The following is an 18,235-nucleotide window of genomic DNA, read 5'->3' as shown; positions in this document are numbered from 1 at the left end:
ATAAATTACGAAAACAATTTATTAGTCAAATATAATTCAAAATTCGTGCCTTTATATGCAAAAATCTGAGGTTTTTATACTTGCCATAGAAAGTTCTTGCGATGATACTGCAGCAGCCGTATTACATAACGATAAAGTACTCTCCAATGTTGTTGCCAACCAATTAATTCACAACCAATACGGCGGTGTGGTTCCTGAATTGGCTTCGAGAGCACATCAACAAAATATTGTTCCTGTTATAGATGCTGCTTTGCGCAAAGCAAATGTACAAAAAGAACAACTAAATGCAATTGCTTTTACCCAAGGACCCGGCTTAATGGGCTCACTTTTGGTTGGAAGTTCTTTTAGCAAATCGATGGCTTTGGCATTAAACATTCCGTTGATTGCTGTAAACCACATGCAAGCACACATTTTGGCTCATTTTATAGATGAAGAAGGTTTTGAAAAACCCACTTTTCCCTTTTTGGCATTAACCATAAGTGGCGGTCATACACAAATTGTAAAAGTGAATGATTTTTTCGATATGGAAATTATTGGCGAAACAACCGACGATGCTGTAGGAGAAGCTTTTGACAAAAGTGCTAAAATTTTAAATTTACCGTATCCGGGCGGTCCTTTAATCGATAAATATGCGCAGTTGGGAAATCCAAAAGCATTTACTTTTACCAAACCGAAAGTTCCTGGTCTGGATTTTAGTTTTTCGGGATTAAAAACCGCTATTTTGTATTTCATCCAAAAGAATGTCGCACAAAATCCAAGTTTTATCGAAGAAAATCGAAATGATATTTGCTCATCCATTCAATATACCATTATCGAAATTTTGATGGACAAAATTAAACTAGCTGTCAAAGAAACCGGAATAAAACAAATTGCCATTGGCGGAGGTGTTTCGGCTAATTCGGGAATTAGAAAACGATTAAAAGAAACCGAAAAAAAATACGGCTGGAAAACGTTTATTCCAAAATTTGAATACACAACCGATAATGCCGCTATGATTGGAATTGTGGGATATCAAAAATATTTAAATGAACAATTTGAAACTTCAAAAGTGGTTTCTAAAGCACGAATTTCATTCTAAAAAAGTATGCAATTATTTTACAATTCTTCACTCGATGTTACTACAACAGAATTTTCTTTTGATAAAGAAGAAAGTCGACACATTATTAAAGTTCTTCGTAAGAAAGAAGGTGCTATTTTACACGTTACCAATGGAGAAGGTTTTTTATTCGAAACCGAAATTGTATTAGCTTCAGATAATAAATGTACTGTTCGTGTGCTTTCGTTTGACCAAAAAGAAAAACCGAATTTTAAACTGCATTTGGCTGTTGCACCAACTAAAATGAATGATCGTTACGAGTGGTTTTTAGAAAAGGCAACCGAAATCGGAATTCAAGAAATAACACCTATTATTTGTGATCGTTCCGAACGGAAAACAATAAACAGCGAGCGTTATGAAAAAATTATTTTATCGGCCTTAAAGCAAGCTAACGAATTGTATTTACCTAAATTAAATCCGGCTATTTCTTTCAAAGATTTTATTAAAAACAATGAAACTAACGGTCTGAAACTTATTGCTCATTGTGAAGAAACGGATAAAAAAACGTTGAAATCGGTCTTACAAGTTAATCAAGACGTTACCATTTTAATAGGTCCAGAAGGAGATTTTTCAAACTCAGAGATTGAAATGGCTCTTCAAAATAAATACATACCCGTTTCTTTAGGCAATACGCGTTTACGAACAGAAACTGCTGCTGTTGTAGCTTGTCATAGCGTCGTTTTTTTTAATGAAAATTAAATCATCATGAAAACAAATTATTTTATTTGCTTCTTGTTTTTCATTTCTGGTACTCTTTTTTCACAAGAATTAGCTTTATTAAAATACAGCGGTGGCGGCGATTGGTATGCAAACCCCACAGCTTTACCCAATTTGATTTCATTTTGTAACGCTAACATTCATACTCGTTTGAAGGCAAAACCTAAAACTGTTACTCCAAGTGACCCCGATTTGTTTTCCTATCCTTTTGTACACATGACCGGACATGGAAATGTTGTCTTTAGCGAATCGGACATTGCAAATCTGAAAAATTACTTACATGGTGGTGGGTTTTTACATATTGATGATAATTACGGAATGGATCAATATATTCGGATTCAAATAAAAAAAATATTTCCGAATAACGCTTTGATTGAACTACCAACAAGCCATCCTATTTTTCAAAAACCTTATTTGTTTTCTGAAGGTTTACCAAAAATTCACGAACACGACAACAAAAGACCTCAGGCTTTTGGAATATTTGTCGATAATAAATTAGTTTTATTATACACGTACCAATGCGATTTAGGCGATGGTTGGGAGGATTCGGAAGTGCACAATGATCCGCCATCGGTTCGAGAAAAAGCTTTAAAAATGGGTGCAAACATTATCAATTATATTTTTACTAATTAATGCAACTTTCTCATTTCGATACCCATTTTGAACGCGCCAACTTCCCTGTTTCGGTAATTTGTGACCATATTTATTTTCAGCAAAATATTGGTTCCCTTTTCAGAATTTGTGAAGCATTTGGAGTGAATGAAATTATTTTTACAGGCAAAGATATTCCGTTAAATCCTCGAAAAATAAACAAAACTTCTAGAAGCACTCATCTAAAAGTTCCATATAAAATTTTTGAAGATTCAATCGAGTTAAAGCACTATTTACAAGAAAATAATTTCCAAATCATTGCTTTAGAAATAACCCAAAACAGTCAATCACTATCATCAGTAAAAATTCCGAAAAACCAAAAAATAGCCTTACTTCTTGGAAGCGAAATCAACGGAATTTCCGAAATATTATTACAAATAGCCCATCAAATCTTGCATATTAATATGTATGGCGAAAACAGTAGTATGAATGTAGTTCAGGCCGCTAGCATTTGTTTATACGAAATTACAAACCGTATTCAGAATTTAAAATAATCATTTTAAATATTTTTTAAGCAGTATTTTTCTATATTTATACTCTAATTACACAACAAATGGTAACACCTAAAATCATTTCTAATGGGCTTTTAAGAGCTTTAGCAACTATACTCATTATTGGTTTAGTATTATATTTTGCTTACTTAATTCAAACGGTAATTGTCTATTTGATTGTTTCTTTAATTTTAGCACTTATTGCTAATCCATTAGTACAATTTTTAGAACACAAATTAAAAATAAGCAGTACTTGGGCGGCAACCATTTCAATAATATTATTTATTGTAACGATTTGTGGTTTCATCTTTTTGTTTGTGCCGCTAATTATCTCGCAAGCCAATAATTTAGCTTTATTGGACACCGATAATTTACAAACGCAATTTATAAATATGGAATATAAAATTGAAGATTATTTCAATATAGAGCATGTAGACTTAAACACCTTGGCCAAAAAAACAAACTTAGCCGAAAAAATCAATTTCGGTTTTTTCACCAATTTCATCAATATTATCCTTAATTTTTTGGCAAATTTCGGAATGGGATTAGTTTCGGTTCTTTTTATTACCTTCTTTTTTATTAAAGATCAAAAGGTATTTAAAGAAAATGCTCGTAGAATTTTACCCGATAATAATGAAGAGAAAATCTTAAATTCGATTACAAAAATCAACCATTTGTTAACTCGCTATTTTATTGGACTTTTAATGCAATTATCAGTTGTATTTGTTCTTTATTTGATTGTTTTATTGATTTTTGGAAGTCAAAATGCCTTTATCATTGCCTTTTTATGTGCCCTATTAAATGTGATTCCTTACATTGGTCCTATCATTGGGACTGTTTTGGCTGCTATTTTAACTATGTTGAGTTTAATTGGACATGATTTTCAAACCGAAATTTTACCAACAACCATTTATGTGGTAATCGGATTTTTATTGGTTCAGGCTATCGATAACAATATTAGTCAGCCCATCATTTCATCTAAAAGCGTAAATTCGCATCCGTTAGAAATCTTTTTAATTGTTTTGATTTGTGGCATTTCATTCGGAATTGTCGGAATGATTATCGCTATTCCTATGTTTACCATGATTAAAGTAATTTTAAAAGAATTTTTCCCTAATAACAGAATTGTAATGGTATTAACTGAAAAAATTTAATTTGACTTTTCCTTTTTTACAATCCGAAATTCAAGATTTTATAAACGAAAAAATAGGCGAGCCAATTGCTAAACTGGCTCTTCAAAAGAATCCGTTTCCAAACGTTGAATGGGTTACAATTCTCAATCAAATTGAAGCAAAAGCCAAAGCCAAAAGCAAATTGCCGACTTGGTTTGCCAGTAAAAACATAATTTATCCAAGCAAAATTTCGATTGAACAATCTTCTTCTGAAAAAACAGCTTTATACAAATCAAGTTTACTTTCTGGAAAATCACTTATTGACCTTACCGGTGGATTTGGAATTGATGATTACTATTTTGCACAAAAATTTGAAACAGTTGCTCATTGCGAATTAAATACCGAATTATCGGCTATAGTAGAGCATAATTTTAAACAACTCAACGTTTCAAATCTTGATTGTTATGCCGACGATAGTTATGTAATTTTACAAGATTTGAACAAAAAATGGGATTGGATTTACATTGATCCTTCCCGGCGAAATGATGCTAAAGGTAAAGTTTTTATGCTTGCCGATTGCCTGCCAAATGTACCCGAAAATATTGATTTTTACTTTCAATTCGCTCCAGCTATTCTGATAAAAACAGCTCCGTTATTAGATCTATCGGCTGGATTATCCGAATTAAAAAATGTGAAAAAAATCCATATTGTGGCACTCGAAAATGAGGTTAAAGAACTTTTATGGGAAATTCATCAAAATTATACTAGCGAAATTACCATTTCGACAGTTAATTTTGGTAAAAACGAAATTCAACAATTTGATTTTATTTTAGATGATAATCAAATACTTGCCACATATAATACTCCTCAAAAGTACCTTTATGAACCCAATAGCGCTTTGATGAAATCGGGAGGTTTTGAAGTTATTAGCTCGCATTTTAAGATTGATAAACTTCATAAACATTCGCATTTATACACATCGAATGAAAAAATCGATTTTCCTGGCCGGATTTTTGAAATCGAAAACACAATTGGTTATAATAAACATGATTTAAAAACACATTTATTAAATCAAAAAGCAAATATTACTACTCGTAATTTCCCAGATAATGTAGAAAGTATTCGGAAAAAATGGAAAATTAAAGAAGGAGGAAATTGTTATTGTTTTTTTACAACAGACATAAAAAACAATAAAATAGTTTTAATTTGCAAAAAAATTTAATTCTAAAATGAAACAATTACTTTCTCTTACTTTTTTATTCTTGACACTACAATTAACGGCTCAAAAAGGATGCGATTACAGTTCTAACGTTACAGATTCTATTGGAACTTACAAATCTACTCGAGATTATATCATTAGCGAAAAACACTTTGGCGGAACAGCTAGTTACGTTTTTTTTAGTTTAGCCTCTACTGATGGTATGCCCACTTTAAATTTGCAATTAATTAATAAAAGTAAAGATTTTATGACTGCAAATTGTTTCGATAAAAATTCGAGACTAATTTTGCAATTGGCTAATGGTAAAATTGTTACGTTATACCATATGGATCAAGAGAATTGCGGTACATTAATTAGAGATGATAAAGGTTTTGACAACCGTGTTACCGTTGGAATTTTTATGTTTATAAAAGGTAGTATAGAAGAATTGAAAAAATCTCCCGTTTCGGTAATGCGAATTAAATATTTGACAGGCTCGGAAGATTATGTGATTCGTCATGAATTAACCTCCGAAATGGACGGCAAAAAATACGAGCCCGATACTTATTTCATGAATAATTTAAAATGTGTGGAGTAATTAATCACATTTCCATTTGGTATTTGACACTTTTTCATTCAAACCTGCTTTTAAATTGTAATGCCACCATTCGGAATCGAAAGAATTAAATCCATTTTTTTGCATAACAGACTTTAACAATTTACGATTGTTTTTTACTTGTTTGGATAATTTAGAATATTGATGACTAGCTTCAATTCCGAAATGGTCAAAAGCCGTACCCATTTCCAATTCTGTTCCGTCTAAACTAACAAGCGAAATATCAACCGCTCCTCCTCTATTGTGGATGGAGCCTTTTTTAGGATCGGCTACATAAATAGGATTCGGGACAATTTCCCACATTTTTTTTTGAATAGAAAGTGGCCTATAACAATCATAAAGCTTGATTTTATAACCTCTTTGCAAAAATGCTGCATTTGCCAAAATTAAAGCGCGTACCGTTTGCAATCTTAAAAAACATTCAGCACAATCGTACACTTTTGTTTTTAAAAAATTATCATTAGTTGCGTACTTCATATCGTAAACGAAATCAGCGCTGTAATCTTTTAAATTTACAAATGTAGTATCGGCTAATTGTGTGGAATTGATATCTTTTGGTTGCGCTAAAATTGAAAACGAAAAAAATAAAAATGACAGCAAAAAAATACTTCTAAAATTAAATTTCATAAAACGGAGGATTTATTTTTGTTCTTGAAAAGCAATTGGTGCCGCCAAACAGGAAGCTGGAATTGCAAATGCATCTACCAAAGCTACAGCATCTGGACGAATATCCCAACACAATTGATTGACCATTTTTCGTATTGCTTTAGTTTTTACAGGCTCTAAATACCCGTCTTCTAAAAACCAAGCCTTATTTTTTTCGATTTGTGCAAGAGCATATAATTGGGCTAATTTTTCTAAAACAGCTTGTATCGCTTTGTCTTCTACCGTGTCAATAGCAAAAAGAAATTGTTCTAATGTAACACGTTCTAAGTACGCTTGTGCAACATCAATCATATGGTGTTGTACCACATTAAAAGCATCATAAGCCGCTAATCCATCTTCAATTAATTTCTTAATTCTTTTTGCGGCCGAAGCTAAAATACTTTTTTCTCTATATTGAAAAGCTTGCAAATGAAATTGTTTATCTAACAAATGAGCTTCGTCTGTTCTTCGAGTGGCTATCGGATTTTTTTCTGAAAAAACCGTTTTCGCATTTTCGTAAACATACTGTATCAAACCAACTGAATCCATTTTACCAAAGGATTTTCTAAATTCGGATAACCTATTTTTAGCCACTAATTGCATTAAAACCGTATTGTCTCCTTCAAAAGTGGTATAAATTTCGGTGTCATTTTTTAATCGGTCCAATCGGTTTATGGATAAATATCCTTTTCCACCACAAGCTTCCCTACACTCTTGTAAAATGGCTGTAGTACTCCAAGAAGAATAGGATTTCATTCCGGCTGCTAAAGCTTCAATTTCTTGCATATCTGCCTCCGTTCTCGAAACAAATCGCTTGGTCAAATATTGAAGCGCAAAATGAACAGCATAGGTTTTAGCCAAATGAGGCAACAATCGACGTTGGTGAATACGATAATTTAAAATAGGCACTTCGCTTTCTCCATCGGGACCAAATTGTTTTCGTTGATCGCCATATTTAATTGCAATTGCCAATCCAGATTTCGCCGCGGCTAATGCAGAACGTGGAATCCCAATTCGGCCACCTACGAGTGTTCCGAGCATCGTAAAAAAACGTCGGTTATCGCTTGGTATCGGACTTTCGAATACACCCTTTTCATTTACTGAAGCAAACCGATCCAGCATATTTTCTTTTGGAACAATAACGTTATCAAAACGAATAGTGCCGTTATCCACGCCATTGAGTCCCATTTTAGGTCCACAATCTCCAATTTTAATTCCGTTTAAAACATTACCCTCCGAATCGCGTAACGGAACAATAAATGCATTAACACCATAGTCGTGATTATTGATAATTAATTTTGCGAAAACAGTGGCCATTTGTCCATGTACAGCAGCATTTCCAATGTATTCTTTTTGTGCATTAGGGTAAGGCGTTTGAATGATAAAAGTTTTATTTTGATGATCATAAGTGGCAGTAGTTTCTAAACCTTTGACATTGGAACCATGATTGGTTTCGGTCATTGCAAAACAACCCGGAAGTTTCAAAGAACCTATATCTTTCAGGTATTTTTCATGATGTTTTTTTGTTCCTAATAATTGAACACTCATTCCCCAAAGTCCAAATTGAACCCCAAATTTGATAACCAAACTCAGGTCATGATAACTTAAGGTTTCCATAATGCTAAAATAATTCAATATGTCATCGCCACCACCATATTCTTTGGGAAAGGCCATATTTCCAAAATTTTCATTAGCCAAAATTTTACACCATTCATAAACTTTATCACGGTAACTGCTGATACTTTCTTCGGTATAATAGGCAAATTCAGGCTGCGAAATTACTTTCTTTACTTTATCAATAATCTCTGCTTGATCACCATTTAAAAGAGCCGTAATTTTAGTTATATCAAAATTAGACGCGGTTTTTGATTTAGAAGTGGCTAAATTAATTTTCGATTTGAATTGGCTCACTACTTCTTCACCTAAAACCCCTAAATCGTTTTCGAGCTGTAAAAAATCGTTTTTAAATTCACCCAAAGCAGTTTTACTAGCAGTCGACATATCTACAATTATGTCAAAAATGGAAGATATATTCGGATTATTTTGAACAATAGTTTCCAATTGATTTTTCCAACCAATTATTTCTTCTCTTGTAGGCGGATTTTGTTTATCAATTTTGGTAAGTAAATAGAGTTTGTCTTTTTCTTGCAACCATGTTTGAGAATTGATGAAACTTTTAAGTGTTTCAAATTCGATATCGGTTAAATTATCATCGGACCAAACCAAGTAAAAAAGAGGGATAAAAGCTTGTATGTTGAAATTTTCCATGAATTTATTTTGTAAAATAATAGCTATCTAATTTAAGAAAATATCAGTAAACACTGCCTATTTTAGGACTGAATTAACTTTATAAAATAAAAAAAGGTTTGACTAAACTAATAGCCAAACCTTTTAATTATTTAAATTTCAAGAAATTATTTTCCTAATTGTGCTTTAAGCGCTTTGTATTCTGGAGTCATTTCTAAAGCTCTGTAAACACTTAATAAAGTGCTAGAAGCTCCTTCATTTTTAGGATCCAATTCTACTGCTTTTTTAAGATAAGGGATGGTACTTCTAAATATGTCTTCTCTTTGTTTTTTCAACACATCATAACGTGCCATATCTTTAGATGAAGTTCCTAACTTATTCATTTCATCAATGATTGGCTTTTCAGCATCTAGTTTTAATGCAGCTAAATTCACATATGCATTAGCATAATTCGGATCAATTTCGATGGCTTTTTTATAATATTTTTCAGCATCATCAAATTTTTTCGCATTGTAACTAATTACACCTAAATTAAAGACCATATCAACATTGTTCGGGTCTTTTTGCAAAGCCTCTTCAACCAATTTCTGGTAGGTATCATAATCTTTTGTTTCGAGATACAAATTAGCTTCAGTTAAAATTAAGGTTGCATCATCAGGGTTTGCTTTTCTTGCATCTGAGATTTCTTTTTTAGCTCTCTCAATATCTTTTTTCTGAATTAAAATAAGTGCGATGTTTTTATAAATTTCGCCTCTTTTAGATGGAATTTTTTCAACAGTTGGTTTTTCGTGCGTACCTAATTTCACGGCCATATCACGTTGGCTTGCTGTAGAAAATGCATCTTCTTGACCATTTGCTTTATTTACTGCTAAATAAGAGGTTCCTTTTCCTGAATAATTAATTTTTTTCAACTCCTCATACATTGATAAGGCAGTATCATACTCACCAGCGTTTACGTTAGTAGAAGCAGCATAATACAAATTGATGGTATCTTTTTTATCCAATAAATAGGCATCATATAATTTTTTAGCACCTTCTTTGTTTCGTTTTGCTTCTGTATCAGCAATAGCACTGTTAATCAATTTTCCTTTTATTTCTGTAATAGAAGCAGCAGCTTGTGTAGAATATTTCATTTTACCAGAAGCTTTTTCAACTTCTAATAATTTGTTATATGATTCTGCAGCTAACGAAAGATTTTTGCCTTCTTCTGCTCCTTTTTTGTTTGCAAGATCCAAGTAAGCGTTTCCTTTTAAGAAATAAAACTGGGCTTGCTCCGTATCTTTAGCACTCGAGATTGAACCTTCAACTCCATTTAAAACGGTAATTGCTCCTTGCGCATCACCACCTTTTAATGATTTTTCTGCACTTTTAATTTCATCCTTTTGCGCAAATCCACTTGCTGAAATGATAAATGCAGCTGCAACTATTGCAAATTTATTTTTCATAATATTCAATTTATATTTAATTTTTATTTACAGTTTTATTCTTCAGAAGTTGGTTCAGAATCTTCTTCGGTAGCGGTTTCTTCATTTGAAGTTGCATTTTCATCACTATCTTCTACTACTTCTTCTTCGTCATCTTTCATTACTTTGGCAACAGCAGCAATAGAATCGGTTCCTTTAATATTAATCAAACGAACACCTTGAGTTGCACGCCCCATTACACGTAAATCCGAAACAGCCAAACGAATTGTTAATCCAGATTTATTGATAATCATCAAATCATCAGCATCGGTAACCGCACTAATAGAGATAAGAGCTCCCGTTTTCTCGGTAATATTTAATGTTTTCACACCTTTACCACCTCTATTGGTAATTCGGTAAACCTCTTCTCCATCATCGTCTACCAATTTGGTACGTTTTCCGTATCCGTTTTCGGTAACTACTAAAATTTGAGTATCGTTAATATCTTCTTTATTTACCGAAACCATTCCGATAACTTCGTCTTGGTCATCTTGCAGCGTAATTCCACGAACTCCAGAGGCAGTTCTACCCATCGGACGTGTTTTACTTTCTTCAAAACGAACCAATTTACCCGATTTAACAGCTACTAAAATTTGACTTTCTCCATTAGTTAATTTAGCTTCTAACAATTCATCATCTTCTTTGATGGTAATGGCTGCAACTCCATTAACCCTTGGACGTGAATATTGTTCTAAAGAAGTTTTCTTAACCTGACCTTTTTTAGTCACCATAATTAAATTATGGGTATTGATATACTCTTGGTCTTTTAAATCTTTTGTACAAATTACAGCCTTCACTTTATCATCACTTTCAATGTTGATAAGGTTTTGAATAGCGCGACCTTTTGCTGTTTTGCTTCCTTCTGGAATTTCGTAAACGCGCATCCAATAACATTTTCCTTTTTGTGTAAAGAACATCATGTATTGGTGATTGGTAGCTACGAACATGTGCTCTAAGAAATCTTGATCACGTGTTCCTGCACTCTTTTGTCCTACTCCTCCTCTGTTTTGTGTTTTGTATTCTGTTAAATTGGTACGTTTGATGTAACCTGCATGTGAAATAGTAATCACCACATTTTCATCGGCAATTAAATCCTCAATACTCACATCGCCACCAGCATATTCAATAGTAGAACGTCTTTCATCTCCGTATTTATCTCGAATTTCGGTTAATTCTTCTTTAATCAAATCTGTTCTTAAATCAACATTTGCTAATAAAGCTTTCAAATGCTCAATTAATTTCATCAGTTCTTCGTATTCCGCTCTTAACTTGTCTTGCTCAAGACCTGTTAATTGACGCAAACGCATTTCTACAATAGCACGAGCTTGAATATCACTTAATTGGAAACGCTCAATTAATTTTTCACGAGCTTCTTCGGTATTTTTAGAACCTCGAATGATAGCAATTACTTCATCAATATTATCCGATGCAATTATTAAACCTTCTAAAATATGCGCTCTTTCTTCTGCTTTTCGTAATTCAAATTGTGTTCTACGAACCACTACATCGTGGCGGTGTTCTACAAAATAATGAATCATATCTTTTAGATTCAACATTTGCGGACGACCTTTTACTAAAGCAATATTATTTACACTAAAAGAAGATTGTAATTGTGTAAATTTATAAAGTGTGTTTAAAACCACATTTGGAGTTGCATCGCGTTTTAAAATATAAACGATACGCATTCCGTTACGATCCGATTCGTCACGAATATTAGCAATTCCTTCTATTTTTTTCTCGTTAACCAAATCAGCAGTACGCTTAATCATGTCTGCTTTGTTAACTTGATAAGGTATTTCGGTTGCAATGATGCATTCTCTTCCGTCAACTTCTTCAAAATTTACTTTGGCACGCATTACGATACGACCTCTTCCTGTTTTAAAAGCTTCGCGAACACCATCATAACCATAAATTACACCACCAGTTGGAAAATCGGGTGCTTTAATATGGCTCATTAATTCATCAACTTCGATATCGTTGTTATCTAAATAAGCTAATGTTCCGTTGATTACTTCGGTAAGATTATGAGGAGGCATATTGGTTGCCATACCTACTGCAATTCCTGTTGCTCCATTTACCAATAAAGTAGGAATACGAGTTGGCATTACTTTTGGCTCGTAAATAGTATCGTCAAAATTCAATTGAAAATCAACTGTTTCTTTTTCGATATCGGCCATAATTTCTTCCGAAATTTTATGCATTCTGGCCTCTGTATAACGCATTGCTGCTGGGCTATCACCATCGACAGAACCAAAGTTACCCTGCCCATCGACTAATAAATAACGCATACTCCATTCTTGCGCCATACGAACCATAGCATCATAAACAGAAGTATCGCCATGTGGGTGATACTTACCTAAAACTTCTCCAACAATTCTAGCGGATTTTTTATGGGCTTTATTTGAAAAAACTCCTAAATCGTACATTCCGTATAATACTCTACGGTGTACTGGTTTTAAGCCATCTCTAACATCAGGAAGTGCTCTTGATACAATAACCGACATTGAATAATCAATGTAAGCTGATTTCATTTCATCCTCTATGTTAATAGGAATTAACTTTTCTCCTTCAGACATAAGTTGTTATATTAAATAATTATTTTAGTTTCAAAACGTGCCAATATACGGCTTTTTAAAATTTTTGCATCTATTTTACAGCAGTTATTTCTGCAATTTATTAACAACTTTTCTTTAACTTTTAGTTAATAAAATAAAGGCGTTTTAGCATAGTTTTTGCCTTTTTTTTCGTCAATTAGCTGACAATAGTTGTTAAGAGGTACGATTTTTGTTTTTCAAACTGTAATTCATTAAATTTACAATACCAACAATATATTATGGACGACAATTTTTCACCAAGAGTAAAAGACGTAATCACATACAGTAAAGAAGAAGCTTTACGTTTGGGTCACGACTTTATAGGTACCGAACATTTGATGCTTGGTATTTTAAGAGATGGGAACGGAAAAGCTATTCGTATCCTGAACAATCTTTCTGTAGATTTGGAACACCTGCGCAGAAAAGTAGAAATATTAAGTCCTGCCAACGCTAATGCGGAACCAAACGTCGAAAAGAAAAACTTACACTTAACACGCCAAGCCGAAAGGGCTTTGAAAACCACTTTTTTAGAAGCTAAAGTTTTCCAGAGTTCTTCTATCAGCACAGCGCATTTGTTATTGTGTATTTTAAGAAACGAAAATGATCCTACAACCAAGTTGCTTCATAAACTAAAAATAGATTATGATACGGCTAAAGAACAATATGTAAATATGATTCCAAACGAAGAAGAATTTTTAGATAATTTCCCAAGAAACGAATCTTACAATGAAGATTCAGGACAAGATGACAGTCTAAAAGAAGGGAATTTTAATAATCCAGCCAATAAGTCAAACAAAAAATCTAAAACGCCTGTTTTGGATAATTTTGGGAGAGATTTAACAGAAATGGCGGAAGAAGGTAAACTCGATCCTGTAGTAGGTCGTGAGAAAGAAATTGAACGCGTTTCGCAAATTTTAAGCCGAAGAAAAAAGAACAATCCTTTGCTTATTGGAGAACCCGGAGTTGGTAAATCGGCAATTGCAGAAGGTTTAGCTTTACGCATCGTGCAGAAAAAGGTTTCCAGAATCCTCTTTCACAAACGTGTAGTAACTCTTGATTTGGCAAGCTTAGTTGCGGGTACAAAATACCGTGGACAATTTGAAGAACGCATGAAAGCGGTGATGAATGAGTTAGAAAAAAACGATGATATAATTTTATTCATTGATGAAATTCATACCATTGTTGGTGCAGGTGGCGCAACGGGTTCTTTAGACGCTTCAAACATGTTCAAACCAGCTTTATCGAGAGGAGAAATTCAATGTATTGGAGCAACCACTTTAGATGAATACCGACAATACATCGAAAAAGATGGAGCCTTAGAAAGACGTTTCCAAAAAGTAATTGTAGAACCAACTACTGTAGAAGAAACCATCGCTATTTTAAATAATATTAAAGAAAAATACGAAGATCACCATAATGTGACTTTTACACCCGAAGCTATCGAAGCTTGTGTTAAATTAACCAACCGATACATGTCGGAGCGATTTTTACCAGACAAAGCCATCGATGCTTTAGATGAAGCGGGTTCTCGTGTACATATTACCAATATTGATGTTCCGAAACAAATTTTAGATTTAGAACGACAATTAGAAGATGTTCGCGAACTTAAAAACGTAGTAGTTAAAAAACAGAAATACGAAGAGGCCGCTAAACTAAGAGATGATGAAAAACGCATCGAAAAAGACTTAGCTCTTGCTCAAGAACAATGGGAAGAAGATTCTAAAAACAACCGAATTACAGTAACCGAAGATAATGTAGCTGATGTAGTTTCGATGATGACAGGAATTCCTGTAAACCGAATTGCGCAAACTGAAAGTAACAAATTAGCTAAATTACCCGAATTAATTCAAGATAAAGTAATTGGCCAAAATGAAGCAGTTCTTAAAATTGCCCGTTCGATTCAACGAAATCGAGCTGGTCTTAAAGATCCAAACAAGCCAATTGGTTCGTTTATTTTCTTAGGTCAAACTGGTGTTGGTAAAACCCAATTAGCAAAAGTAATTGCAAAAGAGCTTTTTGATTCGGAAGATGCTTTAGTACGCATTGACATGAGCGAATACATGGAAAAATTTGCTATTTCGAGATTAGTCGGTGCGCCTCCGGGATATGTTGGCTACGAAGAAGGTGGACAATTAACCGAAAAAGTACGCAGAAAACCATATAGCGTGGTTCTTTTAGACGAAATTGAAAAAGCACATCCTGATGTTTTCAACATGATGTTACAAGTTTTGGATGACGGTTATTTGACCGATAGCTTAGGTAGAAAAATTGATTTTAAAAACACCATTATCATCATGACTTCTAATGTAGGAGCCAGACAATTAAAGGATTTTGGACAAGGTGTTGGGTTTGGAACAGCTGCAAAAGTAGCTCAAGCAGAAGAACACTCTAAAAGCATTATCGAAAATGCCTTGAAAAAAACATTTGCACCAGAATTCTTAAACCGAATTGATGATGTAATCGTATTTAACAGTTTAGAGAAAAAAGACATCGATTTAATTATAGAAATTGAATTGAAAAAATTATACTCTCGAATTGCTGAATTAGGCTATAAATTGAGTTTAACCGATAGCGCAAAAGCATTTATTGCTGAGAAAGGTTTTGACAAGCAGTTTGGGGCTCGACCTTTAAAAAGAGCCATCCAAAAATATGTTGAAGACATTCTTGCAGAAGAAATCATCACTTCTAAAATAGGAACAGGTGATGAAATCATAATCGATTTAAACGAAACAACTCAAGAGTTAACCGTAGAAGTTCATAAAGCCGAAGAGCCTTCTAATCAATAAATAGCAACTTATTTATAACAATAACTTAAACCCCGTTACGTTTTTATAACATAACGGGGTTTTTCTTAACCAAAAAACAGTAATTTAGCAAAAGGTAATACTTACATTTGATTCATTTTTTTTAAAATAAAATACCGCTTATGCTTCAAAATAAAGTCATTGTTGGTAGCGAAGAATGGTGCTCTTTTCCTGACTTAGGAATTCCAACCATCAAAGCTAGAGTAGATTCAGGTGCTAAAACATCTGCTTTGCATGCTATTAATATCGCACCCTTCATAAAAAATGACACTAATTGGGTAAAATTTGATATCAATCCTATTCAAAATAACATTAAAACTGTAATACATTGTGAGGCGCCTTTGGTTGATAAACGTGTAGTAAAAAGTTCCAGCGGTTATCGTGAACAACGCTATGTTATTCAGACAATGTTAGAAATAGGTGATTCTAAATGGCCAATTGAAGTCACACTCACCAATAGAGATTCTATGGGATTTCGAATGCTTTTGGGGCGTGAAGCCATGAGCGGACGTATTTTGGTCGATCCAGAACAAAAGTATTTACTTGGTCAACCAACCTCTGAAAAATTAAACGAATTATATAAAAACTCAGAAAAAGCAAGTTCTGGTTTACGAATTGGTTTATTAGCCAGCAATCCCGAGCTTTACAGCAACAAACGCATCATGGAAGCTGGTGAAATGCGTGGACATGAAATGCATTTTTTAAATATTAAGGAATGTTATATTAAACTAGATGCTAAAACACCCGAAATTCATTACAGAGGCGGTATTATTTTAAATCAGTTCGATGCTATAATTCCACGTATTCGGCCAAGTATGACCTTTTATGGCTGTGCTTTAACAAGGCAATTTGAAGCTTTAAAAGTTTTTTGCTTGAATTCGGCATCGGCAATTACACAATCACGCGATAAATTGTATTCGTTACAATTGTTATTAAATCACGGTGTTGGAATTCCCACTACCGGATTTGCCAATTCACCACTTGATACCGATGATTTAATTAAAATGGTCGGTGGATCACCTCTTATCGTCAAACTATTAGAGGGGACTCAAGGAAAAGGCGTCGTTTTAGCAGAAACTAAAAAAGCTGCAGAAAGTGTTATAAATGCCTTTAAAAGCCTGAACGCTAATATTTTGGTTCAAGAATTCATTAAAGAAGCTAACGGAAAAGACATTCGTTGTTTTGTAATTGACGGAAAAGTAGTTGCTGCTATTCAGCGAGAAGCGCTACCAGGTGAATTTAGGGCAAATATTCATTTAGGCGGAACTGCTTCTATAATAAAAGTAACTCCAGAGGAAAAGAAAATTGCCATCAAAGCCGCCAAAGCAATGGATTTAAAAGTGGCTGGAGTTGATATCATTCGCTCTTCTAAAGGCCCTTTATTACTCGAAGTAAATTCATCTCCAGGCCTTGAAGGAATTGAAGGTGCCACTAATAAAGATGTTGCTAGCGAAATGATAAAAGCCATTGAGAAAAATTTTAAGTTACTATAATTAAATGTTAATAAAGCCAGATCCATCTAAAAATTAGACTGGCTTTATTACTTTTAAAAGTAATTTCAAATCGTAACTATATCTTAATGAAACATTCGTTTTTTACATTCCTTTTATCGCTTTTTATTTATTCAACTTCATATTGTCAAGAACAAATTCAGTTCAAAAATAACATTTACAAGGCTACCCCAACGTGGCAATTTATATGTAATAATTATGCTGCAAGTGGATTTTTAAAAGTTCAAATAACCACAACTAAAACTGGCGGTATTTTAAAAATTGCTATTCCAACAAATAATGAAAATAACCGGATAACTGGAAATATTTATGTTGATTTAAAAGATGTTAGTTTTATTGTGTGTACCGATAAAAATGAAAATCAGTACCTTGATGGTGAAACTATTTCCTATTATAACTTCACTATTTCAGAAATGGAACGACTAAAAAAAGTTAACATACAAGACATTCGATTTAGTATTTCAGGCAAAAGTGAAGTCTTTGGTAATCAAACCGGCAATTTTACAGCAATAAACCAAAAAGATTATTTTAAAACCCAATATAATACTGAAAGCAGTATTTTTGAAACTGCAACAGCTATACGTTTGTTATAAGTTTTAGTACTTTTTTTAATGAATCAAAACGAAAAAACCATTCAGGAATTTTATACTGCTTTCGCAAATAGCGATGTTTCCAAAATGCAAAGTTGTTATCATCCGAAAATTCAGTTTCGTGATCCGATTTTTGGCATGTTAGAAGGAAATGATGTGATATTGATGTGGGAAATGTTGCTTTCAAAAGCTAATGGAAATTTAAAAATTGATTATAATGCTATCCAAGCAGATGAATTCTCTGGCACAGCAAAATGGTCGGCTAGTTATCCTTTTGGCCCTTCTAAAAAAACAATAAAAAATCATGTTTCGGCCGAATTTATTTTCCAAGATAGCTTAATCATCAAACATACCGATTCATTTGATGTTTGGAAATGGTCTATTCAAGCCTTCGGAAGTAAAGGTTATCTATTTGGGTGGACAGGTTTCTTTCAAAAAAAGATAAATCAAACCGCTTTAGTTTCATTATCAAAATATAAATTGACAAAATCGCTTTAGCA

General features: G+C 33.3%; 15 protein-coding genes. 11 read left to right on the top strand and 4 right to left on the bottom strand.

The window, feature by feature from the left end; genetic code table 11:
• The first annotated feature begins 55 nt into the window (after nucleotides 1-55).
• From tsaD to I5M07_RS01225, 7 genes are read left to right on the top strand one after another with little or no spacing between them, the layout of a single operon-like run.
• Entirely contained in the window at nucleotides 56-1,078 is a 1,023-nt protein-coding gene (gene tsaD, locus I5M07_RS01255; protein WP_200104377.1) for a tRNA (adenosine(37)-N6)-threonylcarbamoyltransferase complex transferase subunit TsaD, read from the top strand.
• A 6-nt stretch (nucleotides 1,079-1,084) separates the two neighbouring features.
• Entirely contained in the window at nucleotides 1,085-1,795 is a 711-nt protein-coding gene (locus I5M07_RS01250) for a 16S rRNA (uracil(1498)-N(3))-methyltransferase (protein WP_200104376.1), read from the top strand.
• A gap of 6 nt (nucleotides 1,796-1,801) precedes the next feature.
• On the top strand, nucleotides 1,802-2,446 hold the full coding sequence (locus I5M07_RS01245; protein ID WP_200104375.1) for a DUF4159 domain-containing protein: 645 nt from the start codon (nucleotides 1,802-1,804) through the stop codon (nucleotides 2,444-2,446).
• Nucleotides 2,446-2,958 (top strand): TrmH family RNA methyltransferase, encoded by a 513-nt coding sequence (locus tag I5M07_RS01240; protein WP_200104374.1) that lies wholly within the window; start codon nucleotides 2,446-2,448, stop codon nucleotides 2,956-2,958. Before I5M07_RS01245 ends, I5M07_RS01240 begins: the two co-directional genes overlap by 1 nt.
• A gap of 59 nt (nucleotides 2,959-3,017) precedes the next feature.
• Nucleotides 3,018-4,109: an AI-2E family transporter gene (locus I5M07_RS01235; RefSeq protein ID WP_200104373.1), complete on the top strand. Its 1,092-nt coding sequence runs from the start codon at nucleotides 3,018-3,020 to the stop codon at nucleotides 4,107-4,109.
• Nucleotide 4,110: 1 nt separating this feature from the next.
• Nucleotides 4,111-5,289 (top strand): THUMP-like domain-containing protein, encoded by a 1,179-nt coding sequence (locus tag I5M07_RS01230; protein ID WP_200104372.1) that lies wholly within the window; start codon nucleotides 4,111-4,113, stop codon nucleotides 5,287-5,289.
• Between the two features lie 7 nt (nucleotides 5,290-5,296).
• On the top strand, nucleotides 5,297-5,863 hold the full coding sequence (locus I5M07_RS01225) for a hypothetical protein (RefSeq protein WP_200104371.1): 567 nt from the start codon (nucleotides 5,297-5,299) through the stop codon (nucleotides 5,861-5,863).
• Here I5M07_RS01225 and I5M07_RS01220 read toward each other — a convergent pair whose 3' ends face one another.
• From I5M07_RS01220 to gyrA, 4 genes are all read right to left on the bottom strand, one after another.
• Complete coding sequence (locus tag I5M07_RS01220; RefSeq protein ID WP_200104370.1) at nucleotides 5,864-6,508, bottom strand: M15 family metallopeptidase; 645 nt, start codon at nucleotides 6,506-6,508, stop codon at nucleotides 5,864-5,866.
• A 12-nt stretch (nucleotides 6,509-6,520) separates the two neighbouring features.
• On the bottom strand, nucleotides 6,521-8,794 hold the full coding sequence (locus I5M07_RS01215) for an acyl-CoA dehydrogenase family protein (RefSeq protein ID WP_200104369.1): 2,274 nt from the start codon (nucleotides 8,792-8,794) through the stop codon (nucleotides 6,521-6,523).
• A gap of 146 nt (nucleotides 8,795-8,940) precedes the next feature.
• Entirely contained in the window at nucleotides 8,941-10,218 is a 1,278-nt protein-coding gene (locus tag I5M07_RS01210; protein WP_200104368.1) for a tetratricopeptide repeat protein, read from the bottom strand.
• A gap of 35 nt (nucleotides 10,219-10,253) precedes the next feature.
• The gene (gene gyrA / locus I5M07_RS01205) at nucleotides 10,254-12,812 is read right to left on the bottom strand and encodes a DNA gyrase subunit A (protein ID WP_200104367.1); all 2,559 of its coding nucleotides are present in this window, start codon (nucleotides 12,810-12,812) and stop codon (nucleotides 10,254-10,256) included.
• A gap of 257 nt (nucleotides 12,813-13,069) precedes the next feature.
• On the opposite strand from gyrA, the gene I5M07_RS01200 reads away from it, so the two are divergent.
• The 4 genes from I5M07_RS01200 (at nucleotide 13,070) to I5M07_RS01185 (ending at nucleotide 18,233) form a co-directional block, all read left to right on the top strand.
• Nucleotides 13,070-15,616 carry an ATP-dependent Clp protease ATP-binding subunit gene (locus tag I5M07_RS01200; protein WP_200104366.1) on the top strand — a complete coding sequence of 849 codons (2,547 nt, stop codon included), beginning with the start codon at nucleotides 13,070-13,072 and terminating at the stop codon, nucleotides 15,614-15,616.
• Between the two features lie 140 nt (nucleotides 15,617-15,756).
• A complete protein-coding gene (gene rimK / locus I5M07_RS01195; RefSeq protein WP_200104365.1) occupies nucleotides 15,757-17,127 on the top strand; it encodes a 30S ribosomal protein S6--L-glutamate ligase in 1,371 nt (456 codons plus the stop codon).
• Between the two features lie 86 nt (nucleotides 17,128-17,213).
• Nucleotides 17,214-17,738: a hypothetical protein gene (locus I5M07_RS01190; protein ID WP_200104364.1), complete on the top strand. Its 525-nt coding sequence runs from the start codon at nucleotides 17,214-17,216 to the stop codon at nucleotides 17,736-17,738.
• 18 nt (nucleotides 17,739-17,756) lie between these two features.
• The gene (locus tag I5M07_RS01185; protein ID WP_200104363.1) at nucleotides 17,757-18,233 is read left to right on the top strand and encodes a nuclear transport factor 2 family protein; all 477 of its coding nucleotides are present in this window, start codon (nucleotides 17,757-17,759) and stop codon (nucleotides 18,231-18,233) included.
• Nucleotides 18,234-18,235 lie beyond the last annotated feature (2 nt).

This window comes from Flavobacterium agrisoli, from assembly GCF_016522065.1.
GTDB classification, from domain to species: domain Bacteria; phylum Bacteroidota; class Bacteroidia; order Flavobacteriales; family Flavobacteriaceae; genus Flavobacterium; species Flavobacterium agrisoli.
This window is presented reverse-complemented; position numbering and strand designations above follow the sequence as displayed.